The 26,131-nt window shown below is 65.0% G+C and carries 24 protein-coding genes; 9 read left to right on the forward strand and 15 right to left on the reverse strand.

What is annotated here, in order from left to right:
* Positions 1–50 precede the first annotated feature (50 nt).
* Positions 51–977: a hydrogen peroxide-inducible genes activator gene (locus G4223_RS10385; protein WP_163678910.1), complete on the forward strand. Its 927-nt coding sequence runs from the start codon at positions 51–53 to the stop codon at positions 975–977.
* Here G4223_RS10385 and G4223_RS10390 read toward each other — a convergent pair whose 3' ends face one another.
* Together G4223_RS10390 and G4223_RS10395 are read right to left on the reverse strand one after the other, a co-directional pair.
* Positions 978–2,915, reverse strand: a complete 1,938-nt coding sequence (locus G4223_RS10390) for a methyl-accepting chemotaxis protein (protein WP_163678912.1) — start codon at positions 2,913–2,915, stop codon at positions 978–980.
* Between the two features lie 149 nt (positions 2,916–3,064).
* Positions 3,065–5,602 carry an EAL domain-containing protein gene (locus G4223_RS10395; protein ID WP_338086863.1) on the reverse strand — a complete coding sequence of 846 codons (2,538 nt, stop codon included), beginning with the start codon at positions 5,600–5,602 and terminating at the stop codon, positions 3,065–3,067.
* 262 nt (positions 5,603–5,864) lie between these two features.
* Here G4223_RS10395 and G4223_RS10400 point away from each other — a divergent pair, with 262 nt between their 5' ends.
* Positions 5,865–6,644, forward strand: a complete 780-nt coding sequence (locus G4223_RS10400; protein WP_163678915.1) for an Hpt domain-containing protein — start codon at positions 5,865–5,867, stop codon at positions 6,642–6,644.
* 8 nt (positions 6,645–6,652) lie between these two features.
* Here the strand turns inward: G4223_RS10400 and G4223_RS20380 are convergent, their stop codons facing one another.
* On the reverse strand, positions 6,653–7,300 hold the full coding sequence (locus G4223_RS20380; RefSeq protein ID WP_163678918.1) for a TetR/AcrR family transcriptional regulator C-terminal domain-containing protein: 648 nt from the start codon (positions 7,298–7,300) through the stop codon (positions 6,653–6,655).
* Between the two features lie 129 nt (positions 7,301–7,429).
* On the opposite strand from G4223_RS20380, the gene G4223_RS10410 reads away from it, so the two are divergent.
* Complete coding sequence (locus G4223_RS10410) at positions 7,430–8,314, forward strand: flagellar motor protein MotB (RefSeq protein WP_338086864.1); 885 nt, start codon at positions 7,430–7,432, stop codon at positions 8,312–8,314.
* Here the strand turns inward: G4223_RS10410 and G4223_RS10415 are convergent, their stop codons facing one another.
* Genes G4223_RS10415 through G4223_RS10430 form a run of 4 tightly spaced genes read right to left on the reverse strand, consistent with a single transcriptional unit; the run spans position 8,315 to position 9,860 of the window.
* Positions 8,315–8,878, reverse strand: coding sequence for a gamma-glutamylcyclotransferase (locus tag G4223_RS10415; RefSeq protein WP_163678921.1), 564 nt, complete (start codon positions 8,876–8,878; stop codon positions 8,315–8,317).
* A 58-nt stretch (positions 8,879–8,936) separates the two neighbouring features.
* Positions 8,937–9,239: a hypothetical protein gene (locus tag G4223_RS10420; RefSeq protein ID WP_163678924.1), complete on the reverse strand. Its 303-nt coding sequence runs from the start codon at positions 9,237–9,239 to the stop codon at positions 8,937–8,939.
* 4 nt (positions 9,240–9,243) lie between these two features.
* Positions 9,244–9,504: a hypothetical protein gene (locus G4223_RS10425; protein WP_163678926.1), complete on the reverse strand. Its 261-nt coding sequence runs from the start codon at positions 9,502–9,504 to the stop codon at positions 9,244–9,246.
* A 26-nt stretch (positions 9,505–9,530) separates the two neighbouring features.
* Positions 9,531–9,860: an ArsR/SmtB family transcription factor gene (locus G4223_RS10430; RefSeq protein ID WP_163678931.1), complete on the reverse strand. Its 330-nt coding sequence runs from the start codon at positions 9,858–9,860 to the stop codon at positions 9,531–9,533.
* Between the two features lie 209 nt (positions 9,861–10,069).
* On the opposite strand from G4223_RS10430, the gene G4223_RS10435 reads away from it, so the two are divergent.
* Both G4223_RS10435 and G4223_RS10440 read left to right on the forward strand, forming a co-directional pair.
* The gene (locus G4223_RS10435; RefSeq protein WP_163678933.1) at positions 10,070–11,443 is read left to right on the forward strand and encodes a class II 3-deoxy-7-phosphoheptulonate synthase; all 1,374 of its coding nucleotides are present in this window, start codon (positions 10,070–10,072) and stop codon (positions 11,441–11,443) included.
* Positions 11,444–11,637: 194 nt separating this feature from the next.
* Entirely contained in the window at positions 11,638–13,317 is a 1,680-nt protein-coding gene (locus G4223_RS10440) for a methyl-accepting chemotaxis protein (protein WP_163678935.1), read from the forward strand.
* Between the two features lie 51 nt (positions 13,318–13,368).
* On the opposite strand, the gene G4223_RS10445 is transcribed toward G4223_RS10440, so the two are convergent.
* The 6 genes from G4223_RS10445 to G4223_RS10470 form a co-directional block, all read right to left on the reverse strand.
* A complete protein-coding gene (locus G4223_RS10445) occupies positions 13,369–14,292 on the reverse strand; it encodes a hypothetical protein (RefSeq protein WP_163678938.1) in 924 nt (307 codons plus the stop codon).
* Positions 14,293–14,404: 112 nt separating this feature from the next.
* Complete coding sequence (locus G4223_RS10450) at positions 14,405–17,359, reverse strand: PAS domain S-box protein (RefSeq protein ID WP_163678940.1); 2,955 nt, start codon at positions 17,357–17,359, stop codon at positions 14,405–14,407.
* 59 nt (positions 17,360–17,418) lie between these two features.
* Entirely contained in the window at positions 17,419–17,943 is a 525-nt protein-coding gene (locus G4223_RS10455; protein WP_163678942.1) for an adenine phosphoribosyltransferase, read from the reverse strand.
* Between the two features lie 69 nt (positions 17,944–18,012).
* Complete coding sequence (locus tag G4223_RS10460; RefSeq protein WP_163678945.1) at positions 18,013–19,005, reverse strand: glycosyltransferase family 9 protein; 993 nt, start codon at positions 19,003–19,005, stop codon at positions 18,013–18,015.
* A complete protein-coding gene (gmk, locus tag G4223_RS10465; RefSeq protein WP_163678948.1) occupies positions 19,006–19,656 on the reverse strand; it encodes a guanylate kinase in 651 nt (216 codons plus the stop codon).
* Between the two features lie 13 nt (positions 19,657–19,669).
* Positions 19,670–20,566, reverse strand: coding sequence for a YicC/YloC family endoribonuclease (locus G4223_RS10470; protein ID WP_163678950.1), 897 nt, complete (start codon positions 20,564–20,566; stop codon positions 19,670–19,672).
* Positions 20,567–20,725: 159 nt separating this feature from the next.
* Here G4223_RS10470 and G4223_RS10475 point away from each other — a divergent pair, with 159 nt between their 5' ends.
* From G4223_RS10475 to panE, 4 genes are read left to right on the forward strand one after another with little or no spacing between them, the layout of a single operon-like run.
* On the forward strand, positions 20,726–21,115 hold the full coding sequence (locus G4223_RS10475) for a nucleotidyltransferase family protein (protein WP_338086865.1): 390 nt from the start codon (positions 20,726–20,728) through the stop codon (positions 21,113–21,115).
* A complete protein-coding gene (locus G4223_RS10480) occupies positions 21,112–21,459 on the forward strand; it encodes a HepT-like ribonuclease domain-containing protein (RefSeq protein ID WP_338086866.1) in 348 nt (115 codons plus the stop codon). The genes G4223_RS10475 and G4223_RS10480 overlap by 4 nt, the downstream gene beginning before the upstream one ends.
* A gap of 4 nt (positions 21,460–21,463) precedes the next feature.
* A complete protein-coding gene (locus G4223_RS10485) occupies positions 21,464–22,219 on the forward strand; it encodes an SDR family NAD(P)-dependent oxidoreductase (RefSeq protein ID WP_163678954.1) in 756 nt (251 codons plus the stop codon).
* Between the two features lie 11 nt (positions 22,220–22,230).
* Positions 22,231–23,151: a 2-dehydropantoate 2-reductase gene (panE, locus tag G4223_RS10490; protein ID WP_163678956.1), complete on the forward strand. Its 921-nt coding sequence runs from the start codon at positions 22,231–22,233 to the stop codon at positions 23,149–23,151.
* Between the two features lie 144 nt (positions 23,152–23,295).
* Here the strand turns inward: panE and G4223_RS10495 are convergent, their stop codons facing one another.
* On the reverse strand, positions 23,296–24,738 hold the full coding sequence (locus tag G4223_RS10495; protein WP_205762466.1) for a hypothetical protein: 1,443 nt from the start codon (positions 24,736–24,738) through the stop codon (positions 23,296–23,298).
* Positions 24,735–26,114 (reverse strand): cysteine--tRNA ligase, encoded by a 1,380-nt coding sequence (cysS, locus tag G4223_RS10500; protein ID WP_163678958.1) that lies wholly within the window; start codon positions 26,112–26,114, stop codon positions 24,735–24,737. The genes G4223_RS10495 and cysS overlap by 4 nt, the downstream gene beginning before the upstream one ends.
* Positions 26,115–26,131: the final 17 nt, after the last annotated feature.

Raw genomic sequence — 26,131 nt, forward strand, 5'->3', positions numbered from 1 at the left:
CAATCGAACTTTCTTGAGAAATTGATAGGAATTTGTTATCACATGGCGTCATGATCACTCTTCGCCAGCTCCAATGCCTTGTCGCCGTGGCCGATCTGCTGCATTTCCGTCGTGCGGCCGAGCGGTTGAACCTGTCGCAGCCGGCCCTGTCGGCCCAGGTGGCGCAGTTCGAGGAACAATTGGGCGGGCTGTTGGTGGAACGCACCCGCCGCCGAGTGTTGCTCACTCCCTTGGGGCGTGAAGTGGCGGACCGGGCACGCTCCATCCTGCGCGACGTTTCCGACCTCGAGGAAATAGCCCGCCATGCCAACGCGCCGTTGTCCGGGACGCTGCGGCTTGGCGTTTTGCGCACGCTGGGGCCTTATCTCTTGCCGCACATGCTGACGGCCATGCGTGCGAGTTATCCCGACCTCAAGCTCTATTTGCGCGAGGAACCACGGGCGCAATTGCTGGCTGACCTTGCCCATGGCGAGTTGGATGTGGTGCTGTTGCACAACGCCCCGGACGACGACGATCACCTGACGGTGGTGCCGTTGTTCCGCGAGCCCTTGTGGGCGGTGTTGCCCCTGGGCCATCGTCTGGCCGGCAAGGCGGTTCTCGACCCCGCCGATCTGGCGGGGGAAAAGCTGATCCTGTTGGAATTGGGTGACGGTCTGCGCGATCCGGGGCTAAGCCTGTGCAAGGCGGCGGGCGCGCGCGAGCATCCTGATTTCCGGGCGACATCGCTGGACGCCTTGCGTCAGATGGTGGCGACCGGGCTGGGCTGTACCTTGCTGCCGGGCCTTTACGTCGAAGCCGAAGCCTTGGCCGACACCCAGATCGCGGTGCGTCCCTTCAGTCAGGCGCCGACGCGGGCGATCGACCTGGTCTGGCGCCGCACCACCTCGCGCGCCGACGATTTTCGGCTGTTCGCCAAACTGGTCGAGGACAATTTACCGCCGGTGGTCGAACGGGTGTCGTTTCCCGAGGGGCGGTGACTACGCCGATCTGACCTTGGCCACGAAGTTCTGAACCTGGGTCGCCAGATGGCAGAATTCGTCCGTCAGCCGTGAGGTGGCGTCGCGCAGGCTTTCACTGCGGCTGGCGGCGTCGCTCACCACGCTGCCGACGGCGTGGATGTTGTTCGCCACCACCTGCGTACCGTTGGCCGCCAGATTGACGTTTTGCGAGATTTCCCGGGTGGCGGCGCCTTGTTCCTCGATGGCGCTGGCGATGCCGGCGGCCAATTCCTGCGATTGCATGGCGATGGTGGCGATGGCGCGAATTTCGTTGACCGCCAGCACGGTCGCCTGTTGCGTCGCCTCGATCTTGGCGGTGATCTCGCTGGTCGCCCTGGCTGTTTGGTTGGCAAGGCTTTTGACCTCGCCGGCCACCACGGCGAAGCCCTTGCCGGCCTCGCCGGCACGGGCGGCCTCGATGGTGGCGTTCAGCGCCAGCAGATTGGTCTGGCTGGCGATGTCGTTGATCAATCCGACGATGGCGCCGACGCTTTCCGCGTGACGGGCCAAGTTCTCGACGGTTTCCCGAGCCTTTTCTGCTCCCCGCGCGGTCTGGGTGGCGATGTCCGAACTTTGGGTGACCCGCTGGGCGATCTCGTCGATGGATGCCGACAGTTCCTCGGTGGCCGCCGCCACGGTCTGGACCGAAGCGGTGGTTTCGTCGGTGGCGCGGACCACGGCGTCGGCGCTGGTGCGGGCGGTGTCCATGCCGCCGTGCATGGTCGTGGCGATGTCGCCCATGCCCCGTGTCGAGGCCGAGGCGGTTTCGATCAGCGTGGACACGTTCGCCTCGAATTCATGGGCCAGCCGTTCCAACAGGGCCTTGCGCGCCTCCTCGGCCTCTTGGCGCATGCGTTCCTGCTCCATCTGAAGGCGGCTAATCTCTTGGGCGTTGCGCTTGAACACCTCCAGCGCCTGGGCCATGGCGCCGATTTCGTCGGCGCGGTCGAGGCCCGGCACCGCCGTTTCCAGCCGGCCGGCGCTAAGTGCGGTCATGGCCTGGGTCATGGCGGTGATGGGGCGCGACACCAGACGGAGGATCAGACTGCCCAGCAAGGGCACCACCACCGCCAGGGTCAGCACGATGGACACCAGCAACACGGTGGTCAGGGTCCGCAGGGGGGCGAAGACCTTGTCCCGGTCCATGGAGACGCCGACGAACCAGTTGGCCGCGCTCAATCCCTTGATGGGGTAGAAGCGAAGGACGCGCTCGCCGTCGTCTTCGACCCCGGGGCCGGGGGTGACGCCCAGTGGTTTGAGCAGCAGGTTCTTGTCGGGATGGACCAGGACGGTGCCATCCGCCTTGACCAGGAAGACGAACCCCTTACCCGCCAGATCAAGCGAGGCGAGGAAGGATTGCAGAGCGTCGAGCGGCAAGTCGGCGCCGATCACGCCTTGCACGCTGTTTCCATCGCGCACCGCTTGCGCGGCGCTGATCACCAGCTTCTTGGTGGTGGCGTCCACGTAGGGCGGTGAGAAGGCGACGCCTTGGGCCTTGACCGCGGTGTCGTACCACGGCCGTTTGCGGGGGTCGTATCCTTCGGGCAAGGGCAGGGTGTTGGAGGTGATGAAGCTGCCGTCGGACTGGACACCGAAATACACCTCGGAAAAAATGTCGGTCAGGGTCTTGCGGGTGACCAGTGCCTTGATTTCGGCCGCGTCGGGGGCACGCTTCACGTCCTCGGCCAGCAAGGAGACCGCCAGCAAGCGGCCATCCAGCCATTTTTGGATGCCGTCGGCGGTGGAGGAACCGGCAATGGCCACCTCGCCTTCGATTTCCGCCATCAGGCCGTCGCGGGAAACCTTGTAGATCCAGGCGCTGAGCGTGCCGAACGAGACGGCGATCAGGATCGTGGCGACCGCCAGAATCTTGACGACGAAGCGTTTGCGGCGGCTGATAGCGATGGCGTCGGACATGGCGCTCTCTCCGGCAGGGATGACGATGCGACGGAGCGAAGGACAATATCCATAATCATGCCATAGATATTAAGGCCGGCATTAAGAAATTACTGTGTATCTCCCTGCCAGGACTCAAGCATGGGGGGCTATACCGTGGGATGAAAGTATCAGCTTGGAGGTAGTAAGTTGCGGTCGAACAGGCTGACGAGGTCTTCTCCCGATACGGGACGGCTGATCAGGTAACCTTGGATTTCGTCACAGCCCTTGGCCCGCAGGAAATCGGCCTGTTCTTCCGTTTCCACGCCTTCGGCCACGGCGCGCAGGCGCAGATTGTGGGCCAGATTGATGATGGTCGAGACGATTTCGGCGCCTTCGCCATCGGCGACGTGGCCGTCTTCCAGCAAATCGTGGACGAACGAGCGGTCGATCTTGAGCGCATCGATGGGCATGCGCTTGAGATAGGACAGCGAGGAATAGCCGGTGCCGAAATCGTCAATGGAAATGTGCACCCCCATCTGACGCAGTTCCCGCAGGACGTGGGCGACCTCGTCCACCCGCTGCATCAGGACCGATTCGGTCAATTCCAGTTCCAGGTAATTGGGCGGCAATCCGCTTTCCCGCAACGCCTCGGCGACGATGGCCGGCACGTCGCCCTCTCGGAATTGCAGGGCCGAGACGTTGACGGCGATGCGCACCGGCGGCAGTCCCAAATCGTGCCAGCTCTTGCACTGACGGCATGCCGCCTTGAGCACCCAGGCGCCGATGTCGCCGATCAAGCCCATGTTCTCGGCCAACGGGATGAATTCTGCCGGGCTGACCAATCCCATTTCGGGATGGCGCCAGCGCACCAGCGCCTCGACCCCCGACAGCCGCCCCGACACCAGATCCACCTTGCCCTGGTAGACCAGGGTGAATTCGCCCCGCGCCAGCGCGTGGCGCAACGAGCTTTCCATGGCCAGTCGTTCGAACGAACGGGCGTTCATGGACGGCGTGTAAAGCTGGTAGGCGTTGCGTCCCAGGTCCTTGGCCCGGTACATGGCGGTGTCGGCGTTCTTGATCAATTGCTCGACCGTCTGGCCATCGTCGGGATAGACGGCGATGCCGACCGAGGTGGTGACGTAGAGCTCGTGTTCGTCGATGACGAACGGCGCCTTGACGTGGCTGATGACCCGCTCTGCCAGTTTGGCGGCGTCTTCCATCTGTTCCAGTTCGGGCAACAGCACCACGAATTCGTCGCCGCCCAGCCGCGCCACCGTATCGCCTTCGCGCACGCACTGGCCCAGCCGTTTCGAGGTTTCCACCAGAACGGTGTCGCCGACGCCGTGGCCCAGCGTGTCGTTGATGCGTTTGAACAGGTCGAGGTCAAGGAACATGATGGCCAGACGCTGGCCGTGGCGGTGGGCGTTGGCAATGGCCACCTGAAGCCGGTCGGTGAACAGCCGGCGGTTGGGCAGGCCGGTCAGCACGTCGAAATAGGCCAGGTTCTTGATACGCTCCTCGGCCTTCTTGCGTTCGGTGATGTCGCTGAACACCGCCGCGTATTGGCTGATCACCCCGTGGTCGTCGCGGATGACGTTGATGGTCAGCCATTCTGGGAACATGTCGCCGTTCTTGCGCCTGTTCCAGATTTCGCCCTGCCATACGCCGTCGCGTTCCAGCGTTCCCCACATGCGGTGGTAGAAGGCTTCGTCGTGGCGGCCGGACTTCAATATGTTCGGGTTCTTGCCGAACACGTCCTCGAAGGTGTAGCCGGTCAATTGGGTGAAGGCGGGGTTGACGAACTCGATCAGGCCTTGCGGGTTGCAGATCATGATGCCGTCCAGCGACGCCTCGATGACCTTGCGCGCCAGATGCAGGTCCTTGCGTGAGCGCAGCAACGCCTCGTCGCGTTCGCGCAACGCCTCGTCCAGGCGCTGGACGTATTCGTATTGCAGGCTGAACAGGATGTCGGAAAAGGACAGCAGGCCCTTGAGCTTGCCGCTGGCGTCCTTGACGCCGACATGGCGGATGTGGCGCTCCTCGAGCAGGCTGCGCGCGGCCAGAAGGCTGTCGTCCTCGGACACGCACAACAGCGGCCGGCTGGCGATGGAATCGACGCAGGCCGGCAACGGGCCGTCGGCGGCAATGACGCGGACAAGATCGCGTTCGGTGATGATGCCCGGCTCACCATTATCGGCGGCCAGGACCACCGCCGCGTCGGCGCGGGCCGCCCGCAATTGCGCCACCGCCTGTTTGAGCGACGAATTGCCGTCGATGGCCACCATGGGCTTGGCCAGCCCCGAACGCACGTTACGCAGCACCAGGAAGTGTTCCACCCCGTGGCGCAAGATGACGTCCGACTGGCTGACGATGCCGATGGGGTGGCCGGAATCATCGACCACGACGAAATGGCGCACGCCCTCCATCTGGAACCGCAGGCCGGTGTCGCCGATCGAGGTCTTGTAATGCACGGTCTTGATGGGGTGGCTCATCACCGTGGCGATGGGCCGCACGAAACTTTCGTGGTCGTCGAAGTCGATGGCCAGGGCGTCGCGTTCGGTCCAGATGCCAATCGGCTGCCCCTGGTCGATGACGATGATCGAGGAACAACGTTGTGTCGCCATCTTGCGTGCCGCTTCCAACACCGGGGTGTCGGGCGGGCAGCTCAGGATTTCCCGTTTGACGATTCGCTCGACGGCGTGATCCGAACCCAAGAGCGGCTCCACGTTTAAGTTCCAGTTACATCAGTTTCTTTCTCTTTTTGCGAGGATGCAACAACCCTGTTCGGCAAACGTGTTCAGCCTTTTCCTCGGGTGACTTTAGAAACGGATTCCTTTTGGTTGTGAATATTGCGGTGCATTGCCGTCAAAAGGGGGGGTACGCAATTCGGCAAGCCCCTTAGTCCCACCGAGGGGGTGTCGCCAGCGGGGCGGGTCCGCTACAGTGGAAGCCGGCAGGGGAAGGTGGCACAGGAAGGGCCAGGGTGCGATGCACGAAGAGGGCAAGTCGGCCACGGTCGTCGTCGACCAGTTGCGACAGGAATTCGTCGACGAGGCGGTCGAGACGCTGCAAGGGCTGGACGTCATCCTTGATTCCGGCCGTCATGGGCATGCCGCCGAAGACGAGGTGGTCGACGCTTTCCGCCGTGCCGCCGTGCGGCTGCGTGGACCGGCCGGGAATTTCGGCATGCGGGCCCTGGCCGTGGTCTGCCATCGGCTGGATGATTATTTGACCCACGCACCGGCGGTGTTGCCGCCGCGCGTGTGGGACGACCTGCAACGCTTCATCGATCTGATGCTGACCCTGGCCGAGGGGGAGGCGGGGAACAGCACCGAAGCGGCCAGTCTGGTCCGTTCGTTGCCGCCCCGTCTGGGTTTCGAACTGGGCGATATCCAGATACGCTGCGTCGAGGTTCTGTTGGTCATGCCGCACGGCGCCCAGACCCGCTATGTCGAGCGTGAGCTTCAGCAATGCGGCTATCGGGTCAGCGTGTTGGACGACACCATCGAGGCGTTCTCCCAGGTGGTGCAATCCAAACCCGACCTGATCGTGATTTCCGCGCTGATGCCCCACCTTGAGGGCATCGACCTGGCCATCGGGCTGGCGGCGATGCCGTCGACCCGCAATATCCCTATCGCCGTCATCACCTCGCTTGATCCCGACGACGAACGCCTGAGCCTTCTGCCCAAAAGAATTCCGGTCGTGCACAAAGGGGCCGATTTCGGCGATGGCCTGTTCAAGGCGCTGGACAGCCTGTTCCTGATCTAGAAACAGCCTCAGTCCATCCGGGGTGCCCCGTGACCGGACAGGAACAGCCGGACGGCCTGTATTGCGATGGCGTCTTTTTCCTGCGGGTCGGGAATGGCCGCCACCCCCATCAGCACGTCGAAATAGCGCGGGGACATGACCAGATGGTGGAAATCCTCGGCGGCTGCCCCGGCATTCGGGATATCCAGGGTCCATGCGGCCGGCCGGGTGTCGAGAACGGCGACCATCTTGGTGATGAAGACCGACTTGGCATGGGTGCCGTAGGCGCGGCCAAGTTCCGGGAAACGCGATGATTCGGCGAACAGCAGCCGCATGAGTTTGATGTTTTCCGGCTGGTAGATGACATCCAGCAGGCAGCGGGCCATGTAGCGCAAGCTTTCCGCCGCCGAGGCGGGTTCGGAAGCGGCGGCCAGTCGCAGGCGCAAGGCCGCTGTGGTCTCGCTCAGGCATTTTTCGAACAAGGCTTTCTTGCTGCCGAAATGCCGGTAGATGGTCGTCTTCGCCACCCCTGCTGCCGCCGCGATGCCTTCCAGGCTGGCGGCGCCGTATCCTAGCTCGAGGAACACCCGGCGGGCGGTTTCGAGAACGTGGCGGATACGTTCCTCGCTTTCCCCTGCCGAGGGTCTGCCCGGTTTCCTGGTCGATGTTGCCGTCACCTTGGCCTCTCTGGTGCTGGTCGGGGGATGCTATTGGCGCTGGCGGATGCCGTCGAGAATTTAGTGCGCCACGGCGCGCTGTCCATCTGATATAAAACGATACCGTATCGTATCATTTTGGTGGGCATCGTGGAAAACGCACCGGTCATCATCAAACGGCCCAAGAAGGTCGTCGGCGGCGAGCATCATGGCGGCGCCTGGAAGGTGGCCTACGCCGATTTCGTGACCGCCATGTGGGCGTTCTTCATGCTGCTGTGGCTCCTGAGTTCGGTGACCGAGGAACAGTTGCAGGGGATATCCAACTATTTCGCGCCGACCATGGCTTCGAAAAGCCAATCCGGCGCGGGGGGCATGTTGGGGGGGCAGACCATCGGAGAGGGGGCTCAGATGTCGAACACCTCGTCGCCCAGCCTGGTGCAGCACCTGCCGCCATCCTCGGTCGGTCCAGGCGGCGAGGATCTGACGACCCCTTCCACAGAACCGACGGAGGGCATGGGGGAAAAGGAATTCAAGGCGGCGCTGGCGGAACGGGAACAGGCCAGGTTCGACAAAGCCAGGAACGTCCTGGAAACCGCCGTCCGCGGTATCCCGGAACTCAAGCAGTTCCAAGGGTCGATGTTGGTCGACAACACGCCCGAGGGGCTGCGCATCCAACTCACCGACCAGGAAGGGCTGGCGATGTTCCCGTTGGGCTCCAGCGCCATGTATGGTCACACGCGGGCGCTGCTTGACGTGATTGCGCGGGTGGTGAACCAACTGCCGAACAACGTGACCGTCGCGGGGCACACCGACGCCACGCCATTTCAGGACCCTTCCGGCTATGGCAATTGGGAATTGTCGGCGGACCGCGCTCTTGCCGCTCGTCGAGGACTTGTCGCCTCGGGTGTGCCGGAAAGGAAAATCCGGCGTGTTCTTGGTGTCAGCGACCAGGAGCCGTTGGATGCGGACAACCCCAAGGCCCCACGCAACCGCCGCATCAGCATTGTGGTTCTGCGCGAGAACGAGGTGCCGTAACTAAATGCCGGCGCCGGCTTCGATCAATCCGGTCTGGCGTTCCACTTCCTTGAGCAGGGCGTGCAACCCCTTGTCCACGAAACCATCGGCTTCCAACTGGCGGACCGTGTTGATCAGATAGTCGCGGTTCAGGCCTGTGCAGCCCTGGGCGTCCATGATGATCGCCGCCGAACGTTCCAGGCCCAGGTCGCCGGCATATTGCCGATGCTGGCGGTCGGCGACGAAGGTGTAGGCGGGAACCTTGCGGCCATCGTCCAAGCTGACGGCAAGGGTGCGCGCGATGTAGGCGTATCCCACCAGTTCCCGTTCGTTCAGGTATTGGACGGTCATGTCCGCGTCGGATTTCGGCACCCGGAAGGCCAGACCCCGGCACGAGCCGCCGCGATCCAACCCCAGCACCAGGCCGGGATGGGCCGGCGTGCCGCGGTAATGCAGGGAATAGAGGCAGAAGGAGCGGTGCCAGCCCTTGAGCAGGGCAGGGCGCGATTCCGCGAAGTCGAAGCCCGGCCGCCACATCAGCGAGCCATAGCCGAACACCCAAAGATCGTCGTCTTGCACGTCCATGATGGGGCGGCACAATGACCGAGATGCCAAGGGCTTTCCAGGGATTATTGCCCGAAAATCATTGCAGGGCTCCATAGGCCGCCAGCACGGCGTCGCCCAAGGGGCGTTCCAATTCTGGCGGAAGCGCCACCGCCGGCCGCCATTGACCATCGCCGCCGCGATAGGTGGGCAGCTTGACCACCAAGGTGGCGAAGCCGCGCCGGTGGCCCGTCACCACCTGGATGCCGTCCAGACGGAAGGCGATGCCGCTGACCTCGATTTCGGCCGAGGCCAACGCCAACAGATGAGGATGGTTGACGCGGGTGACGCTGTCGACGCGACAGGTCACCAACGCCATCTCGGGACCACCGGATTCGGGCAAGAGGTTATTTCCCTTGGTCGCCGAACAGGGCGATGATCGCCTGTTTCAGGTTGTAGATGGAAACCTTTCCCTCGATGTGCAGCACCGGCACCTTGACGCCGGTGGGGCCGTCCACGCTGTCGGTGACGATCCAATCGGCACTGGCGATGTCGTCTTGGGGGGCGAAACCGATGGATGCCAACTGACCACGCACGGTGGCGGCGTCAGGAGAAAGCAGAACGCCAACGCGGGGGGCGGCGGCGGCGATATCTTCAAGTCTTTTCATGATCTCCCGTTTCGGGGGCGGCGGGGTCAGTCGTCGTCCGTCGTCCCGTCATCTATATCGGCCTGGCGGACATGGGCCACGATTTCCGCCAACATGCCATTCACGTGTGCATCCGCCGCCGAATAGAAAATCTGGCGTCCCACCCGTTCGGCCCGCACCAGTCTGGCCCCTTTGAGCAGGCGCAGGTGGTGGCTGGTGAGCGAGGGGGAGACCCCCGCTTCGGCCGCCGCGTCGTTGACGCATTTCGGCTCGAACAAACAGGCGAGCAGAATCCGCAGCCGGGTGGGGTCGCCCAGCAAGCGGAAGGTCTCGGTGATGACCGCGATCTGTTCTTCGTCGGAGGCTACACGTCGCATGTGATATCCGTATATATGAACATCTATCGAGATTTCAAGCCTTGGTGGCCGAGGTGTGGCGCATTATCGAACGATAAGCCTGGGGCGTCGACCGGAGAACGTGGCGGCGGGGCGCCGGGGGGCTGGAATTCCTGGGCTCGACACTATATAGAGGACGCTTCGCAGCCCACGCCGGTGGGGTGCCCACCATAAGATGTTTCGAGGACTCGATGGCCGCAGATTGGACGCCGGACAGCTGGCGCTCTAAACCGATCGTTCAGGTTCCCACCTACCCCGACCAGACCAAGCTGGCCGAGGCCGAGGCGACCCTTGGCAAGTATCCGCCGCTGGTGTTCGCCGGCGAGGCCCGCCGCCTCAAGGCGTCGCTGGCCGATGTGGCCGAAGGGCGGGCGTTCCTGTTGCAGGGTGGCGACTGCGCCGAAAGCTTCCTCGAGTTTTCCGCCAACAATATCCGCGACACTTTCCGCGTGCTGTTGCAGATGGCGGTGGTGCTGACCTATGGCGCGGCCATGCCGGTGGTCAAGGTCGGCCGCATGGCCGGCCAGTTCGCCAAGCCGCGTTCCGCCGATATCGAGGTGATCGACGGCGTCGAACTGCCCAGCTATCGCGGCGACATCATCAACGGCTCGGAATTCACCCCCGAGGCCCGCATCCCCGACCCTGAGCGCATGTTGCGCGCCTACAATCAGTCGGCGGCGACGCTGAACCTGTTGCGCGCCTTCGCCCAGGGCGGCTATGCCGACCTGCACAAGGTGCACCAGTGGACCTTGGGCTGTGTCTCCGGTTCGCTTCAGGGCAAGCTGTACGAGGATCTGTGCGCGCGTCTGTCCGAGACCCTGGCCTTCATGGAAGCCTGTGGCCTGACCAGCGACGCCACCCCGCAAATCCGCGAGACCGACTTCTTCACCTCGCACGAGGCGCTGTTGCTGCCGTACGAGCAGGCGTTGACCCGCGTCGATTCCACCACGGGCGACTGGTACGACTGTTCCGCCCACATGCTGTGGATCGGCGAACGCACCCGCCAGTTGGACGCCGGCCATGTCGAGTTCCTGCGCGGGGTCAAGAATCCCATCGGGTTCAAGACCGGCCCGTCCATGTCGGCCGACGACCTGTTGGGCCTGCTCGACATCCTGAACCCCGAGAACGAAGCCGGGCGCATCACCATCATCACCCGCATGGGTGCGGAAAAGATCGGCGAGAAGCTGCCGGGTCTGGTGCGTGCCGTTGAACGCGAGGGACGCAAGGTGGTGTGGTCGTGCGATCCCATGCATGCCAACACGGTCAAGGCCGGGGCCTTCAAGACCCGCGAGTTCGACAGCATCCTGAGCGAGGTTCGCGCCTTCTTCGCCGTGCATAAGGCCGAGGGCAGCCATGCCGGCGGCGTGCATTTCGAGATGACCGGCCAGGACGTCACCGAATGCGTCGGCGGCACCCGTCCGGTGACCGAGGCGCATCTGGGCGACCGTTACCATACCCATTGCGACCCGCGCCTGAACGCCAATCAGGCGCTGGAGCTGGCTTTCCTGATCGCCGACGCGCTCAAGGGCGAGCGTGCGCTGGCGATGGCCAAAAAGCAGGGTTAGCTCTCTCCGTTTGTTGTCGTTCCGACGATCGCGCCCGTCGACCTGATTTGGTCGGCGGGCGTGATTGCGTTTCAGCAGTTGTTTCAGGGGGCATACTGCAACCTTGATGGGAAAGCTTCCATCTTATGGATAGGAAGCCTGTATGTCCGTTGTAGGTATAATGAAAGCCACGTCGTCGATCGGGGGATCGTGTCATGGCCGTCAAGACCGGTATCACCGTCAAGCTGTTGTCTACCGCGGTCCTTGCCGCTGCCGGCTTCCTTATCCTGGCCGTGGTGGCTTTGTCGCAGATTTACGACGTGATGATCGAGGACCGCGTCACCAAGGTCCGCAATCAAAGCGAGACCGCGCGCGGCATCTTGCAAAGTTATTATGACCGGGCCAAGGCTGGGGAGTTCGATCAGGCCACCGCACAGGCCATGGCTCGCAAAACCTTGCGTAACGTGCGTTACGACAAGGTCGAATATTTCTTTGCCTACACCATGGAGGGCGTCAACACCCTGTTGCCGCCAAAACCGGCCGCCGAAGGTACGTCGATGGTCGAACTAAAGGATTCCAACGGCGTCCAGATCATCCGCGAGATGATCGTGGCCGCCAAGGCCGGTGGCGGCACCGTGTTCTACAAGTTCCCGCGCCCCGGCTCCGACGTGCCGGTCGAGAAGGTGTCCTATGCCATCGGGTTCGAGCCTTGGAACTGGTTCGTCGGCACCGGCATCTATATCGATGACGTCAAGAGCGAGTTCAGGACCATCGCCTTCAAGTTCGGCGTGATCTTCGTGGTGGTGATGGTGCTGGCGGTGTCCCTGGTGGTGGCGCTGTCACGCCATATCGGCGGCGCGGTGGTGCGGCTGGTGGCGGTTACCGAGCGCTTGGCCGGGCGCGACTATGAGGTCGAGGTGCCGGAAACGACGCGCAGCGACGAAATCGGCCACATGGCCCGTGCCGTGGTGGTTCTACGCGACGGTGCCGCCGAGGCCGAGGCCTTGCGTCACCGTCAGGAGGCGATGAAAGCCGAGGCCGAGGCCGAACGGCACGCCGACATGCTGAGGGTCGCCGACGGTTTCGAGGGGAGTGTCAAACGGGTGGCGGACACCATCACCTCGGCCGCCGGAGAGTTGGAAGGGGCCGCGCAAATCGTGTCGGGGGCGGTGGACACCGCCTCGGTCCAAGCCAGTTCGGTGGCCGCCGCCGCCGAAGAGGCGTCGGCCAACGTCGCCACGGTGGCCACCGCGGCCGAGGAATTGTCGGCTTCGATCGCTGAAATCAGCCGTCAGGTGCAGGCGTCGTCGAGCATTTCCGCCGAGGCGGTGGACGAAGCCCGCCACACCAACGAGTTGGTGGAAGGCTTGGCGCAAAGCGCGACACGTATCGGTGAAGTGGTCAGCCTGATCAACGACATCGCGTCCCAGACCAACCTGCTGGCGTTGAATGCCACCATCGAGGCGGCCCGTGCCGGCGAGGCCGGCAAGGGCTTCGCCGTGGTCGCCGGCGAGGTCAAGAGTCTGGCGACCCAGACCGGTCGCGCCACCGAAGAGATTTCCAGCCAGATCGGGGCGGTGCAAGGCGCCACCCATCAGGCGGTGTCGGCGATCCGTGCCATCGTCGGCACCATCACCCGCATCAACGAAATCGCCGGCGCCATCGCGGCGGCCGTCGAGGAGCAAGGCGCCGCTACCCAGGAAATCGCCCGCAACGTTCAGGAAGCGGCGGCGGGGACGGCGCAGGTGACATCCTATCTGGGGCACTTGACCATGGCGACGTCCGAAGCCGGAAACTCGGCGGGCGGCATGCTGTCGGCGACCCAGGCATTGATGCAGGAAGCCCGTTCGCTCCGTCAGGAAGTGGACAGCTTCCTGTCCGGTATCCGCGCTTAGGCATAGGGACCACCCAACCGGTCAACCTGGTGATCGGTTGGGTGGCGGACCTCAGCTCAAGGAACGCAAGGTCTGGACCAGTTTGTCCAGGCCGCGGAAGGCGGCGCCCAGTTCGGTGTGGGCCTCGCGCATGGTGCCGGCGTCGGGGCAGGGGTGGCCGCCCAGCCGGTTGGCCTGAAGCATGCGAACGGCTGCCGCCAGGCTTTGGCCCTTGACGAAATCCGACACCCGTTGCACCGCCGCGTAATGTACCGACACATGCGCCGCCAGCTTTTCCGGCAACAGGTGCAAGGCCCCCTGGGTCGAGCGGAAGCCGGCGTCGAACCCGGCCAACGAGGTGACCGCTGAAACGAACGACACCCCGGCTTCCACGTTGGGCGGCAGGGGAACCGCCTCGTATGCCTGTCGCCGGGTTTCCAGTTCGGTGGCCAGGGTGGCGGCCACGGCGCGGCGGCGGGCGCCGATTTCGGCCCGGCGCATGGACAATGCGGTCAGGATGCCGAACAGCGTCGCCAGGAAGGCGCCGGCAAGAACTAATACCGGCAACAGCCAAGGCGGCAACTGGTCGTTGGAGGGCGGGGGAACCATGGCCGGCGGTGGCGCCGGAAGCGTGACGGGGGCCGTCGCCACAGGCGCCGGAAGCGTGACGGGGGCCGCCGCCACAGGCGGCGGCGGGGCGGCGGGCGGTTGAAGCTGTTGAACCATGGGCGCGGTCGGCTGGGGGGCCGGAACGGCTTGCTCCACCACGGGCAACGGTTGTTGCTGGACCGCCGGAACCCCAGGCATGACCTCGGTGCCGTTGGGGCGGATCGCTTGGAAATTGGGAGACGGTTCCTCCAGCAACGGCTTGTCGGCCGGCGGCACCGCGTCATGCTGGTTCTGGGGCAAAAGGTTGATGGGAGCCTGATTTTCCTGGGCGGAAGCCACGGCGGGCATCGCCAGAATCAGGGAGAGAACCAGCATGGACAGACGCATGGGGGTTAACCTCGGATCACTGTCTGATGGGCGGATTCAACCATGTCTCGCGGTCTATTGCCGCATATATTTATGAAAATTCCTCCAATTTCCGAGTTATCTCGCGAACCGGTCACCCCCGGCGCAAGGTTTCGTCGGCGGCGATGGCCTGGGTCGCGTCGGCGATGATCCTTCCAGGGGGAAAAGTCACCTCGACCGTCGTTCCCTGGTTGGGAACCGAGCTCAAGGTCAAAGTGCCGCCATGGGCTTCGACCAACGCCTTGGTCAATGGCAGGCCCAGGCCGGTGCCTTCGTATTTGCGCGACAGCCGGGTATCCGCCTGAACGAACGGCAGCATGACCCGTTCCATGTCTTCCGGGCTCATGCCGATGCCGGTGTCCGCGACGCAGAGGTGGAAGCCCGCTTCGTCCATGCGCGCCAGGACGGTGACGGTGCCGCCATCGTCGGTGAACTTGACGGCGTTGGACACCAGGTTGAGCACGATCTGGCGCAATCGCCGCTCGTCGGCCCGCAGATGGGGAAGGCTCTGGGGTAGTTCTTCGATCAACTCGACGCCGTTGGCGGTGGCGCGGCGCGACATCATGCGCAGGGACGACCGCACCAGGGCGGCGACGTCGACCACGCTGTCCATCAGATCGGTCATGCCGGCCTCGGCCTTGGACATGTCCAGGATGTCGTTGATCAGTTCCAGCAGATGCATGCCGCTTTCGTGGATGTCGTCCACATAGGTGCGGTAGGAAACCGGCTCCAGGGGGCCGAAGATTTCGTGCTTCATCAGTTCGGAGAAACCGATGATGGCGTTCAACGGCGTGCGCAGTTCGTGGCTGATGTTGGCCAGGAAGGTGGCCTTGGCGCGGTTGCCGCGTTCGGCGGCTTCCTTGGCTTCGCGCAAGGTGTCCTCGACCCGCTTGCGGTCGGTGATGTCGGCGAAGGTGAGGATCAGGCCGCCGCCCGGCATGGAGGTCGAGCGGACTTCGAGGACCATGCCGGTGGGGCGGGCGTGCTCGAAGATCTGGTAGGGGTTGCGGCGCAGCCGCTCCACCCGGCGTGCGGTCTTGGTCATGGCGTTGCCGCGGCCGAACTCTCCCAAAAGGGCCAGATGCAGCAACAACGTCTCCAGCGTTTCCTTCTTCTCGGACAGTACCGGCATGTCCAACAGGGCGCGGGCGGGCTGGTTCATGGCCACCAGCCGTTCCTCGCGGTCGAACACCACCACGCCATGGCCCATGTTGTCGATGATCGCCTGACGCTGCGCCGATTGGGTCGCCAGTTCCTGTTCGTGGCGCTTGAGCGGCGTGATGTCGGTCGCCGTGCCGCGATAGCCGCAGAACAGGCCGTCCGCGTCGAAAGCCGGCCGTCCGGCCATTTCCACGAACTTGACCGCGCCCGACGGCAGGCGATGGGAAAAGACGAAGCCGCGGAATGGACGGTGGGCCCGCATCATCGCCAATTGCTGTTGCCATTCCTCGATGGCGTCGCCGGCTTCGGCCAGTTCCATGAATTGGCGGCCGATGAAGAAACTGGGGCCGACGCCCAAAATCTGGCGCACGCGGCCGGAAACGAAGGTGAACTGGAATTCGGAATCCATTTCCCAGAACCAGTCGGACGCCGATTCCGCCAGATCGCGGAAGCGTTGTTCGCTTTCCACCAGTGCGTCCTCGACCCGCTTGCGGTCGGTGATGTCACGCACCACGCCGATGAAGGTGATCATGTCGCCCTGGCGCATTTCGGCAACGGCCAGATCCAGGGGGAAGGTCTCGCCGTTCTTCCGCAACCCGCGGACCTGGCGGCCGATGCCGACGACATGGGCCTCGCCGGTTTCGGCGTAATGCTTGAGGTAGCCGTCATGGGCCGACCGGAACGGTTCGGGCATCAGCATGGAAACGTTGCGCCCCACCACTTCCGTGGCGTCGTAGCCGAAGATACGTTCGGCCGCCGGATTGTAGGACAGCACCGAGCCGGAATCGTCGATGGTGACGATGCCGTCGACCACCGTGTCCATGATGCCGCGCAGCCAGTTCAGACCTTCTTGCAGCGACGCTTCGGCCTGACGGCGGGATGTGACGTCGCGCAAGATGCGCAGATGGCCGCCATCGGCGGTGCGGTAGACGCTGACCGCCACCCAGCGGCCGTCCCACAACTGGAACTCGCGGCCGGCACCCTTGGGTGCGTCCGGGCCGACGTGGTCGGCCAGCATGTCGAACAGCCAGTCCTGTTCGCGCCCCTGGGCCTCGGGGACCACGCCGCGTTCCGCCTCGATGCGCAGGATGTCCTCGAAGCTGCGGCCGGGCTTGATGACTTCGGCGGCCGGTGCCAGGAACGCGCGGTAGAGGCTGTTGCAGGTGACCAACCGGTCGTTGCCGTCGAACAGCGCCACCGCGTCCTGGACGCTGCCCAACGCATCGACCAGACGGCTGTGGAGCAGGTTGGCGCGCTGTCCCTCGCTTTCCACCAAAGCCTGTTGCCGGCGCAGCACCACCACCAAAAGTGCAACAGCCATGACCATGGACAGAAATTGCGAGGCAACGAAGCTCCAGGTGGCAAGCCCGGTATGGGAATGCAGCAAGGGGGCCGACAATTGATGCAGGCCGGCGGCGGCAAAGGCAATGGCCGCCAGCCGCAATGCGCCGCTGCCGGCGGTCAGGCCACCGCGCCACAGGAAGGCCCAGGCGGCGATCAGCAGCGGAATGCCGCCGATGCCGAACAATGGCAGGTTATCGAGGTGCAAAAAGGGGCGCACGGTATGGGCAAGCCAGTCCCAGCCCAGGGCGGAGACCAGCCCGACGGCCATCAACGTCGGCGTGATGCGCCAGCCGGCGAAGGAAAGAGCGCCGCACAACGACAGGCCGGCGGCCAGACCATGCAGAAGGTCAGAAATTTCGATGGGGATGCTGTCGCCACCCGACAACAGGACCGCCTTGCTGGCGGCTTCCAGGGTGAAGGCGGCCGCCCACCAGCCATAGGCGTTGGGAGCCGCTGGCAAGCTCCAGCCATAGAGCGTGGTCACGGCCAGCAAGGCCGAGCCCAAGACCGCTCCCAACAGCGCCGCTTGCAGCGCGAATTCCATGGCCGGGCCCGCTCCCCTAGCCGCGCGCCGCCTTTTGTTGAAGGCAGCGCGCAGTCACCTCATTCGTCGTAGGCAGCCAAGCTGGTCACCGGAACATCCAGTGCTTCCAGCTTGCGCCGGCCGGACAGGAAGTTCAGTTCGATCAGCGTGGCCGCGCCGGTAACCTCGGCTCCGACCTGACGCAACAGCTCGACGCCCGCCGCCATGGTGCCGCCGGTGGCCAACAGGTCGTCCAGGACCACCACGCGCTGGCCCGGCTGGATGGCGTCTTCCTGGATCTCGATGATGTCCGACCCGTATTCCAGGGAATATTCGTGGCGGATGGTCTTGCCCGGCAGCTTTCCGCGCTTGCGCAGCATGACGAAGCCGCAACCCAGCTTCAGCGCCAGCGGCGCCGCCACCAGGAAGCCGCGCGACTCGATGCCGGCCAGGATGTCGGGCTGGTACTTGCGCACCGCGTGGGCCAGACGGCCCATCGCCACCTGCCACGCGTCGGCATGGGCCAGCAAGGTCGAGATGTCGTAGAACAGGATGCCCGGCTTGGGAAAATCTGCGATGCCGCGGATGTGGTCCTTGATGTCCATGAAGTCCCCGGATTGAACATGTGACTAAGAAAAATGACGGCAGGATGGTAGCGGACCCCCCGGCCGCGGTCAAAGCAAAGGCTTTGCCATCCGTTCAAGAGCCTGGGCCACCGCGTCGACCGGAATGGCGTCCATGCTGTCCGCTCCGAAATCCTGGGCGCGGACGACGGTCAGCCGGCGGGCCGCGGGGGCGAATTTCTCGGGCGGGGTCGGGCCGAACAGCGACACCAGTGGCACGTCGGCCGCCGCCAGCATGTGGCCGGTGCCGGAATCGTTGGCGACCGCCGCCGTCAGACGCCGGCCCAAGGCGATGGTCAGCGCCGGCGGCGCTTTGTCCACCGCCTGAAGCGGCAGTCGGGCGTCCGGCAGGGCGGTGCGGATGTCGTCGGCCCATGCCGCCTCGTTGGGGCCCAACAGGAACACCGGAACGTTCTTCGCCGCCTGGATGCGGGCGGCCAGTTCCAGGAAGCGTTCGAACGGCCAGCACTTGTGGCGGCCGCCGGCACCGGGGGCGAACCCCACATAGGTCTGACCAGATGGCAGCAAGGATGCGGCCAGGGCCTCGACCGCCGGGTCGGCGGGCAGCGGCGCCAGGGCTTCGGTCGGCCGGCCGGCGGCCAGGGTCGCAAGGTCGAGCAATTGTCCGACCATGGCTGGCGGGCGTCGCCAGCCCCTGGTCGGGCGGGCGTCGGACAGGGCGAAGCCGGCGGCGGCGGAAATGAAACGGCGGTGACGGATGCGGCGCACGATCAGCGAGGTCAGCAACCGCCGCTGGGTGTCGATCACCAGATCGAACGACCGGCCCGAAAGCGGGCGGCGGCCAAACAATTCGCCGATCCTGCTGCCGACATCCGCCTGATCCAGGACCTCGTCCACCAATCCCTGGACCAAGGGGGCCAGCGATCCGGCATAGACGCTGTGACCCTTGCCGGCCATCCAGGTGATGCGGGCCTCGGGAAAGGCGGAACGCAGCGCCCGCAGGAACGGCAGCTTCATCAGCCCGTCGCCGACGGCGTCAAGCCCGACATAGACCAGGATGGAGGCCGGGGGGGACAGTGTCATCTATTCGCCGCGCAGGCGGTTGACGAAGGCGGCCATGCCCACCTGACGGTCGCGCTTGAGACGTTCGGCGTCCAGGATCGCCTGGACGCGGGCGATGGAACGGTCGACCTCGGTGTTGAGCAGGATGTAGTCGTATTCAAACCAATGGCTCATCTCGTCGCCGGCCTTGGCCATGCGCTTCTTGACCACTTCGACGGTGTCCTGGGCGCGGGTGCGCAGGCGGCGTTCCAGTTCCTCGACCGATGGCGGCAGGATGAACACGGTCACCAGATCGGCCCGCGCGTTCTGGCCCAATTGCTGGGTACCCTGCCAGTCGATGTCGAACAGCACGTCGCGGCCCGAGGCCAGCGCGTCCTCGACCGGGTCGCGCGGGGTGCCGTAGTAATTGTCGAACACGCGGGCGTGTTCCAGGAATTGGTCGCTTTCGACCATCAACTGGAACTTCTCGACGCTGACGAAGTGGTAATCCTTGCCGTCCACCTCGCCGGGACGCGGCGGGCGGGTGGTGCACGACACCGACATGGCGATGTCAGGGTCACGTTCCAACAGCGCGCGGGCGATGGTGCTCTTGCCGGCGCCGGAGGGCGACGACAGCACCAGCATCAAGCCCCGGCGGGCGACGGTGGGAAGGTTGGCGGGCGGGGTGCTCATGATCGCTTCCTGGCTATTCGATGTTCTGGACCTGCTCGCGGAACTGGTCGATCACCGCCTTGAGGTCCAGGCCGATGCGGGTCAGTTCCACGTCGGACGCCTTGGAACACAGCGTGTTGGCTTCACGGTTGAACTCTTGCGACAGGAAGTCCAGCTTGCGTCCGACCGCGCCGCCATCGGCGATCAGTTCGCGGGCTGCGGCCACATGGGCCCGCAGCCGGTCCAGTTCCTCGCGCACGTCGGCCTTGACGGCAAGCAGCGCCACTTCCTGGGCGATGCGTTCCTCGGGCAGGCTGGGCACCGCGTCCAGCACGGCGGCCACCTGATGGCGCAGGCGTTCGCGCAGGGTCTCGGGACGAAGGGCGGCGGTGGCGCCGGCCTTTTCCGCCAATTGGGCGATCTCGTCCAATTGGCCGACCAGCACGGCGCCGATGCGTGCGCCCTCGGCGGCGCGCATGGCCGCCAACTGGTCCAGGGCCGTTTCCAAGGTCGCCTTCATGGCCGTCTCGCGCGTCGTGCGGGTGGCTTCGGCGTCTTCCTCCTCGGTCTCGGCCGGTTCCAGCACGCCCTTGATGGACAAGATGCCGTCCCAGCGGGCGGGGGCGATGTTCTGGTGGGCGGCGCCGATGTTGTCGACCAGGGTCAGGATCTGATCCAGCAATTCCTGGTTGACGCGCAGCGCCGGAGCGTCGGCGACGCGGTGAACGTTGAGCGACAATTGCAGGTTGCCGCGCTTGAGCTTGCGGTTACAGGCCTCGCGCGCCGCCACTTCCAGCGCGTCGTGGCCCGATGGCAGACGGCAGCGGATTTCCAGGCCGCGTCCGTTGACGCTTTTGGCTTCCCACACCCAACTGACCTGGGCGTCGTGTCCCTCGGCGCGGGCGTAGCCGGTCATGCTGGCGACGGACAAGGCGGCTCTCCTTGGCTTTGATGTTCCGCCATGGGTTATAGCGGCAAGCCTCCTGGGCAACAATCCCGGTTTCGCCGGACGCCATGGCGGTTTATCCTTTCGGGTATGAAGGAACGCCGCAGGCCCGCACGCGGGCGCCCCAACGTCCTGGAAGTGACCGTGCGTGTTCCCGCCGACAAGGTGGACGCGCTTCGCAACTACGCCGCCCGCATCTCGCGCCAGCGCACCCCCGTCACCCGCGACGAGGTCATCGAGGCGTTGCGCGCCCATCGCGACCTGTTCGACCGCTTCGGCGTGGTGTCGGTGTCGCTGTTCGGGTCGGTGGTCCGCGACGAGGCCAAGCCCATGTCCGACGTCGACCTGATGGTGGAGTTCGCTCCCGGCCAGCCGGGCGGCCTGTTCCGCTATGTCGAGCTCAAGCATGCCCTCGAGGGGGTCTTGGGGCGGCCGGTGGACCTGATCACCAAGGGCAACATCAGACCCAGGCTGCGTCGGCGGATATTGTCCGAGTGCCTGCCGGTCATCGGCGAGGAGGCATGTGAAGCGTGAGCAAGGATTGGCGGGTCCGGGTCGAGGACATGCTGGAGGCGATCGAGCGCGTCACGACCTATGTGGACGGCATGCGGCGCGAGGATTTCGTCCGCGACAACCGCACCCAGGACGCGGTGTTGCGCAACCTCGAAGTCCTGGGCGAGGCGTCCAAGCGGGTGCCGTCGTACATTCAGCACCGCCACGCCGAGATTCCCTGGTCACGCATCGGCGACATGCGCAATATTCTGGTGCACGAATATCATTCGGTGGATCCTGAGATCGTGCTGGACGCCGCCCGCAACGACTTGCCACCCCTGGTCGGGCCGTTGCGCGCCGTACTGGCCGACAACGGCGAGGATTGACGCCATGCCCACCTCTATTCTGATCACCGGCGCGTCGTCTGGCCTGGGCGAGGCGCTGGCCCGTCATTATGCCCAGCCGCGCCGCCACCTGTTCCTGTCGGGGCGTGACGGGGCGCGGCTGGAGGCGGTGGCCCATGCCTGCCGCGACGCCGGGGCCGACACCCACACCGAGGTTGTCGACGTCACCGATCGTGCCGCCATGGCCGAATGGATCGCCCGTTGCGACGGCGTGCGCGCCCTGGAACTGGTGGTCGCCAATGCCGGTATCTCGGCAGGAACCGGGCTGGGCGGCGAGGACGAGGAGCAGACGCGGGCCATCTTCGCCGTCAACCTTGACGGTGTGCTCAACACCGTGTTGCCGGCGGTGGCGGCCATGCGGCCGCGCCGTGCCGGCCAGATCGCCATCATGAGCTCGCTGGCGTCGTTTCGCGGCATGCCGGGCGCCCCGGCCTATTGCGGTTCGAAAGCGGCGGTGCGGGTATGGGGCGAGGGGCTGCGCGGCGAACTGGCGCGCGACAACATCCGGGTTTCGGTGATCTGTCCCGGTTTCGTCAAAAGCCGTATCACCGCCCGCAACACCTTTCCCATGCCGTTCCTGATGGACGCGCACGAGGCGGCGGCGGTGATGGCCAAGGGATTGGCCGCCGACCGTGGCCGCATCAGCTATCCGTGGCCCATGGCCCTGGCGTCGTGGTTGACGGCGGCGTTGCCCGACGCGGTCATGGACTGGGTCGCCCGCCGCCTGCCGGCTAAATCCTAGGAGTTGTTCCCATGCGCATCCTGGTCCTTGGCGCCGGCGCGACCGGCGGGTATTTCGGCGGACGTCTGGCCCAGGCCGGGGCGGACGTCACCTTCCTGGTGCGGCCCAAGCGGGCCGAGACGTTGGCCCGCGCCGGCCTGGTGATCAAGACGCCGGAAGGGACCGACACCATTGCGGTGCGCACGGTGACCGCCGAAACGCTTGATGGTTCCTATGACGTGGTCCTGCTCAGCTGCAAGGCTTACGACCTGGAAAGCGCCGTTGCCGCCATCGCACCGGCGGTGGGAGAGGGAACCGTCGTCGTGCCGCTGCTGAACGGGCTGTCGCATTACACCGTCCTGGATGCCGCCTTCGGTGCCGAACGGGTGCTGGGCGGGCTTTGCCATATCTCCGCTTCGCTGGGACCCGAGGGCGAGATCGTCCGGCATATTCCGATCCGCCGGCTGACCATCGGCGAACGGCTCGGCGGCCATTCGCCGCGGGTCGAGGCGCTGGCCGGTCTGTGTGCGCTGGCACCGTTCCAGACGGTGGTCAGCGATGCTTTGATGCAGGCGGCGTGGGAAAAATTCAGCTTTCTTGCCGCCCTGGCCGGCGCCACCTGCCTGATGCGGGCCAACGTGGGTGCCATCATGGCCGCGCCGGGCGGCGAGGCGGTTCTGCGCGGTCTTTATGGCGAAACCCGCGCCGTCGCCACCGCCGGCGGTCATCCGCCCGGCGTCACCGCACAGGAAGAAGCCATGGCGATTCTGACCGATCCTGCCTCGCCGGTGGTGGCGTCCATGCTGCGCGACATCGAGGCCGGCCATCGGACCGAGGGCGAACACATCCTGGGCGACATGGTCCACCGCGCCCAGGTGGCGGGTGTGCATGTGCCGCTTTTGGCCCTGGCGCATTGCCACGTCCAGGCCTACGAAATCCGTCGCCGGATGTGAACTATAACAGGTTCCACAAATTTCCGATTTGTGGAACCTGTATGCTGCGGCCATTGCGGCCGCGGCCAAGAGCGCGGATGCGCTCGCCCGGCGAGGGGCGATAAGAAATTTCCGACCGCAGGTCGGGAATTTCTGAAACAGGTATCAGTCCCTGTCGTCGGGTTTGTGCGGCAGGCGCAGGCTGATGAGGGCTTGACGGGTCGCCTCGTCCAGCGGCTTGCGGTTGGCGAAACGCTGGTCCAGGCGCACGGCGCAAATGACGGTGCTCATCAAGGCCAGCCAGACCAGCCGGTTCTGGTAGCGGTCATGCGGGTTGGACAGCGCGCCGCAGACGAAGGCGTTGCCCAACAGCGCGAGAAGGACGGTGATCAGGATGCCGCCGCTGATGCGGTCGCGGCGGCGCCAGGCAAAAAACAGCAGGCCCAGCATGGCGATTTCGGCGGCCTGGGCCATGGGCACCTGAAGCTTGTTCATGGCCTCGAACGAGATGCCTTCGCGCCGTTGCTGCTTGGCGAAGCGGAACGCGCGGAAATCGGCCGGGTAATGCTTGAGCTGGGTGTGGACGAAGTGCCAGGTCATGGGCACCAGATCCTCGCCGGCGGCGATCAGTCCGAGCTGGCTCACGGTGTTGTCGAACATGGCCCGCGCCACGTCGGCCGGGAACATCATGATGGCACCCTTGACGATGACCCCCGCCTCGTCGTGCATGGCCTTCCAGCCGCCCATCTCGTCGAACGGGCTTTCGCCCCACAGGAACTCGTCTGCGGTATAGGGCAGTTCTTCCTTGTGCTCGCACATCTTGAGCTGGGCGCCGTTCGGACAGACTTCATCCAGGTATTTCTTGGCCAGACCGTCCTGGACGAACAGCGCCAGTTGCAACACCTGCCCCGATTCGGAAAAGAAGGCGCGGCCGGTGGCCAGATAATGGACGGCCGGCACCGAGGCGGTGCCAAGAGCGATGGACAGCAACGCCAGACCAAGCCGGGGGCGCGGCATGCGCAGGGACAGGCGCACGCCCAGCCACAGCGCGATCAGCACCAGCGCCAGTCCGGCGGCCACCGCCACATGCGACATGTGCACGCCGATGGCAAGGGCCACGACCGGCACCAACAGCCAGCGCCGCCACAGCGGCAAGGCGCTGCCGAAAGCCAGGATGGTGATGCCCAGTACCGACAGGCCGGCGAACATGTCGGCCATCACCTGCGACACCACCCACGGCAGGCCGGTGAACACCGACAAGGATACGCCGAGGCCCATGAACACATAGGGCCGCCAGCGTCCGACCCATGCCCACACCGCCTCGTGCAGCATCCAGGCCATCATCAGCGCCTGGACCCATACCACCACCCACAGCGTGCCGAACGGCTTGGCGACGGACACGAAGGCGCCGTAGGTCATGATGCGGTAGATGATCGGCTGCCACGTGAAGGAAATCTCCACGTAGTCCTCGCTGTCGAAATAGACCAGCGGATAGCCGTTCCAGAAAGCCGGCGCCAACAGCATGACGGCCACCGCAAGGGTGCCGAAAATCCGCCATCCCTTCCAATGGAAGAGGTCGGGGACGGTTGGCAGGTGGTGGCTGTTCACGCCCGCTTCCAGATGGTGCCCTGGGCGCCGTCCTCGAGCAGAACGCCGGAATCGGCCAGTTCCTTGCGGATGCGGTCGGCCTCGGCGAAGTTCCGGGCCTTGCGGGCGTCGGCGCGGGCGACGATCAGCGCCTCGATGTCGGCGTCGGACAGGCCGGCGGCGGTGTTGGCCGGCTGCCAGCGGAACCACGCCTCGGGGTCTTGGGTCAGGATGCCCAGCATTCCGGCCGCCGCCAGCAACGCGCCCTTGGCGCGGGCCTTGTCCGCCGCCTCGGTCGCCTTGTTGAGGACGGTGGTCAGTTCGTGCAGATGGGCAATGGCCAGGGGGGTGTTGAGGTCGTCCTCGAGCGCGGCCAGAACTTCGGCCGGCGGGTCGCAGATTTCGGCCGCCACCTCGGCGCTGTTGCGCAGCGCGGTGTACATGCGGTCCAGCACGGCGCGGGCCTGTTTCAGCCCGTCGGCGGTCCAGTCGAACGGCTGGTGATAGTGGGTGGACAGCATGTAAAGGCGCAGCGCCTCGCCCGGTGCCTGATCCAGCAATTCACGCACGGTGAAGAAGTTGCCCAGGGATTTGGACATCTTTTCGCCTTCGACCATCAGATGGCCGTTGTGCAGCCAGAAACGGGCGAAGGGGGCGCCGTTGGCGCATTGGCTTTGGGCGATCTCGTTCTCGTGGTGGGGGAACACTAGGTCCAGGCCGCCGCCATGGATGTCGAAGGTGGTGCCCAGGTATTGGCCGCTCATGGCGCTGCACTCGATGTGCCAGCCGGGACGGCCGCGCCCCCAGGGCGAGTCCCAACCCGGCAGATCGGGCGTGGACGGCTTCCACAGCACGAAGTCGGCGGGATTCTTTTTGTAGGGAGCGACCTCGACGCGGGCGCCGGCGATCATTTCGTCCATGGACCGCCCCGACAGCTTGCCGTAATCGGACATGGACGGGACCGAGAACAGCACATGCCCCTCGGCCGCGTAGGCATGGCCCTTGGCGATCAATCGCCCGATCATGTCGAGCATCTGGGCGATATGGGCGGTGGCGCGCGGCTCGATCGTGGGCGGCAGCGCGTTCAACTCGGCGATGTCGTCGTGGAACAATCGGGTGGTGCGGGCGGTGATGACCTCGATCGGTTCGCCCGAATCCTTGGAGCGCTGGTTGATCTTATCGTCCACGTCGGTGATGTTGCGGACGTAGGTCACCTTGGGATAAAGCCGCGACAACAGGCGGTACAGCACGTCGAACACGATCACCGGCCGCGCATTGCCGATATGGGCGCGGTCGTACACGGTGGGGCCGCAGACATACATGCCCACATGGTCGGGGTTCAGAGGCTGGAACGCCTCTTTCCGGCGGGTGAGCGTGTTGTAAAGAGCCAGCGCCACGTCTTTTCTTCCTCTTT

The organism is Magnetospirillum aberrantis SpK, from assembly GCF_011022235.1.
Taxonomy (GTDB): Bacteria; Pseudomonadota; Alphaproteobacteria; order Rhodospirillales; family Magnetospirillaceae; genus Magnetospirillum; species Magnetospirillum aberrantis.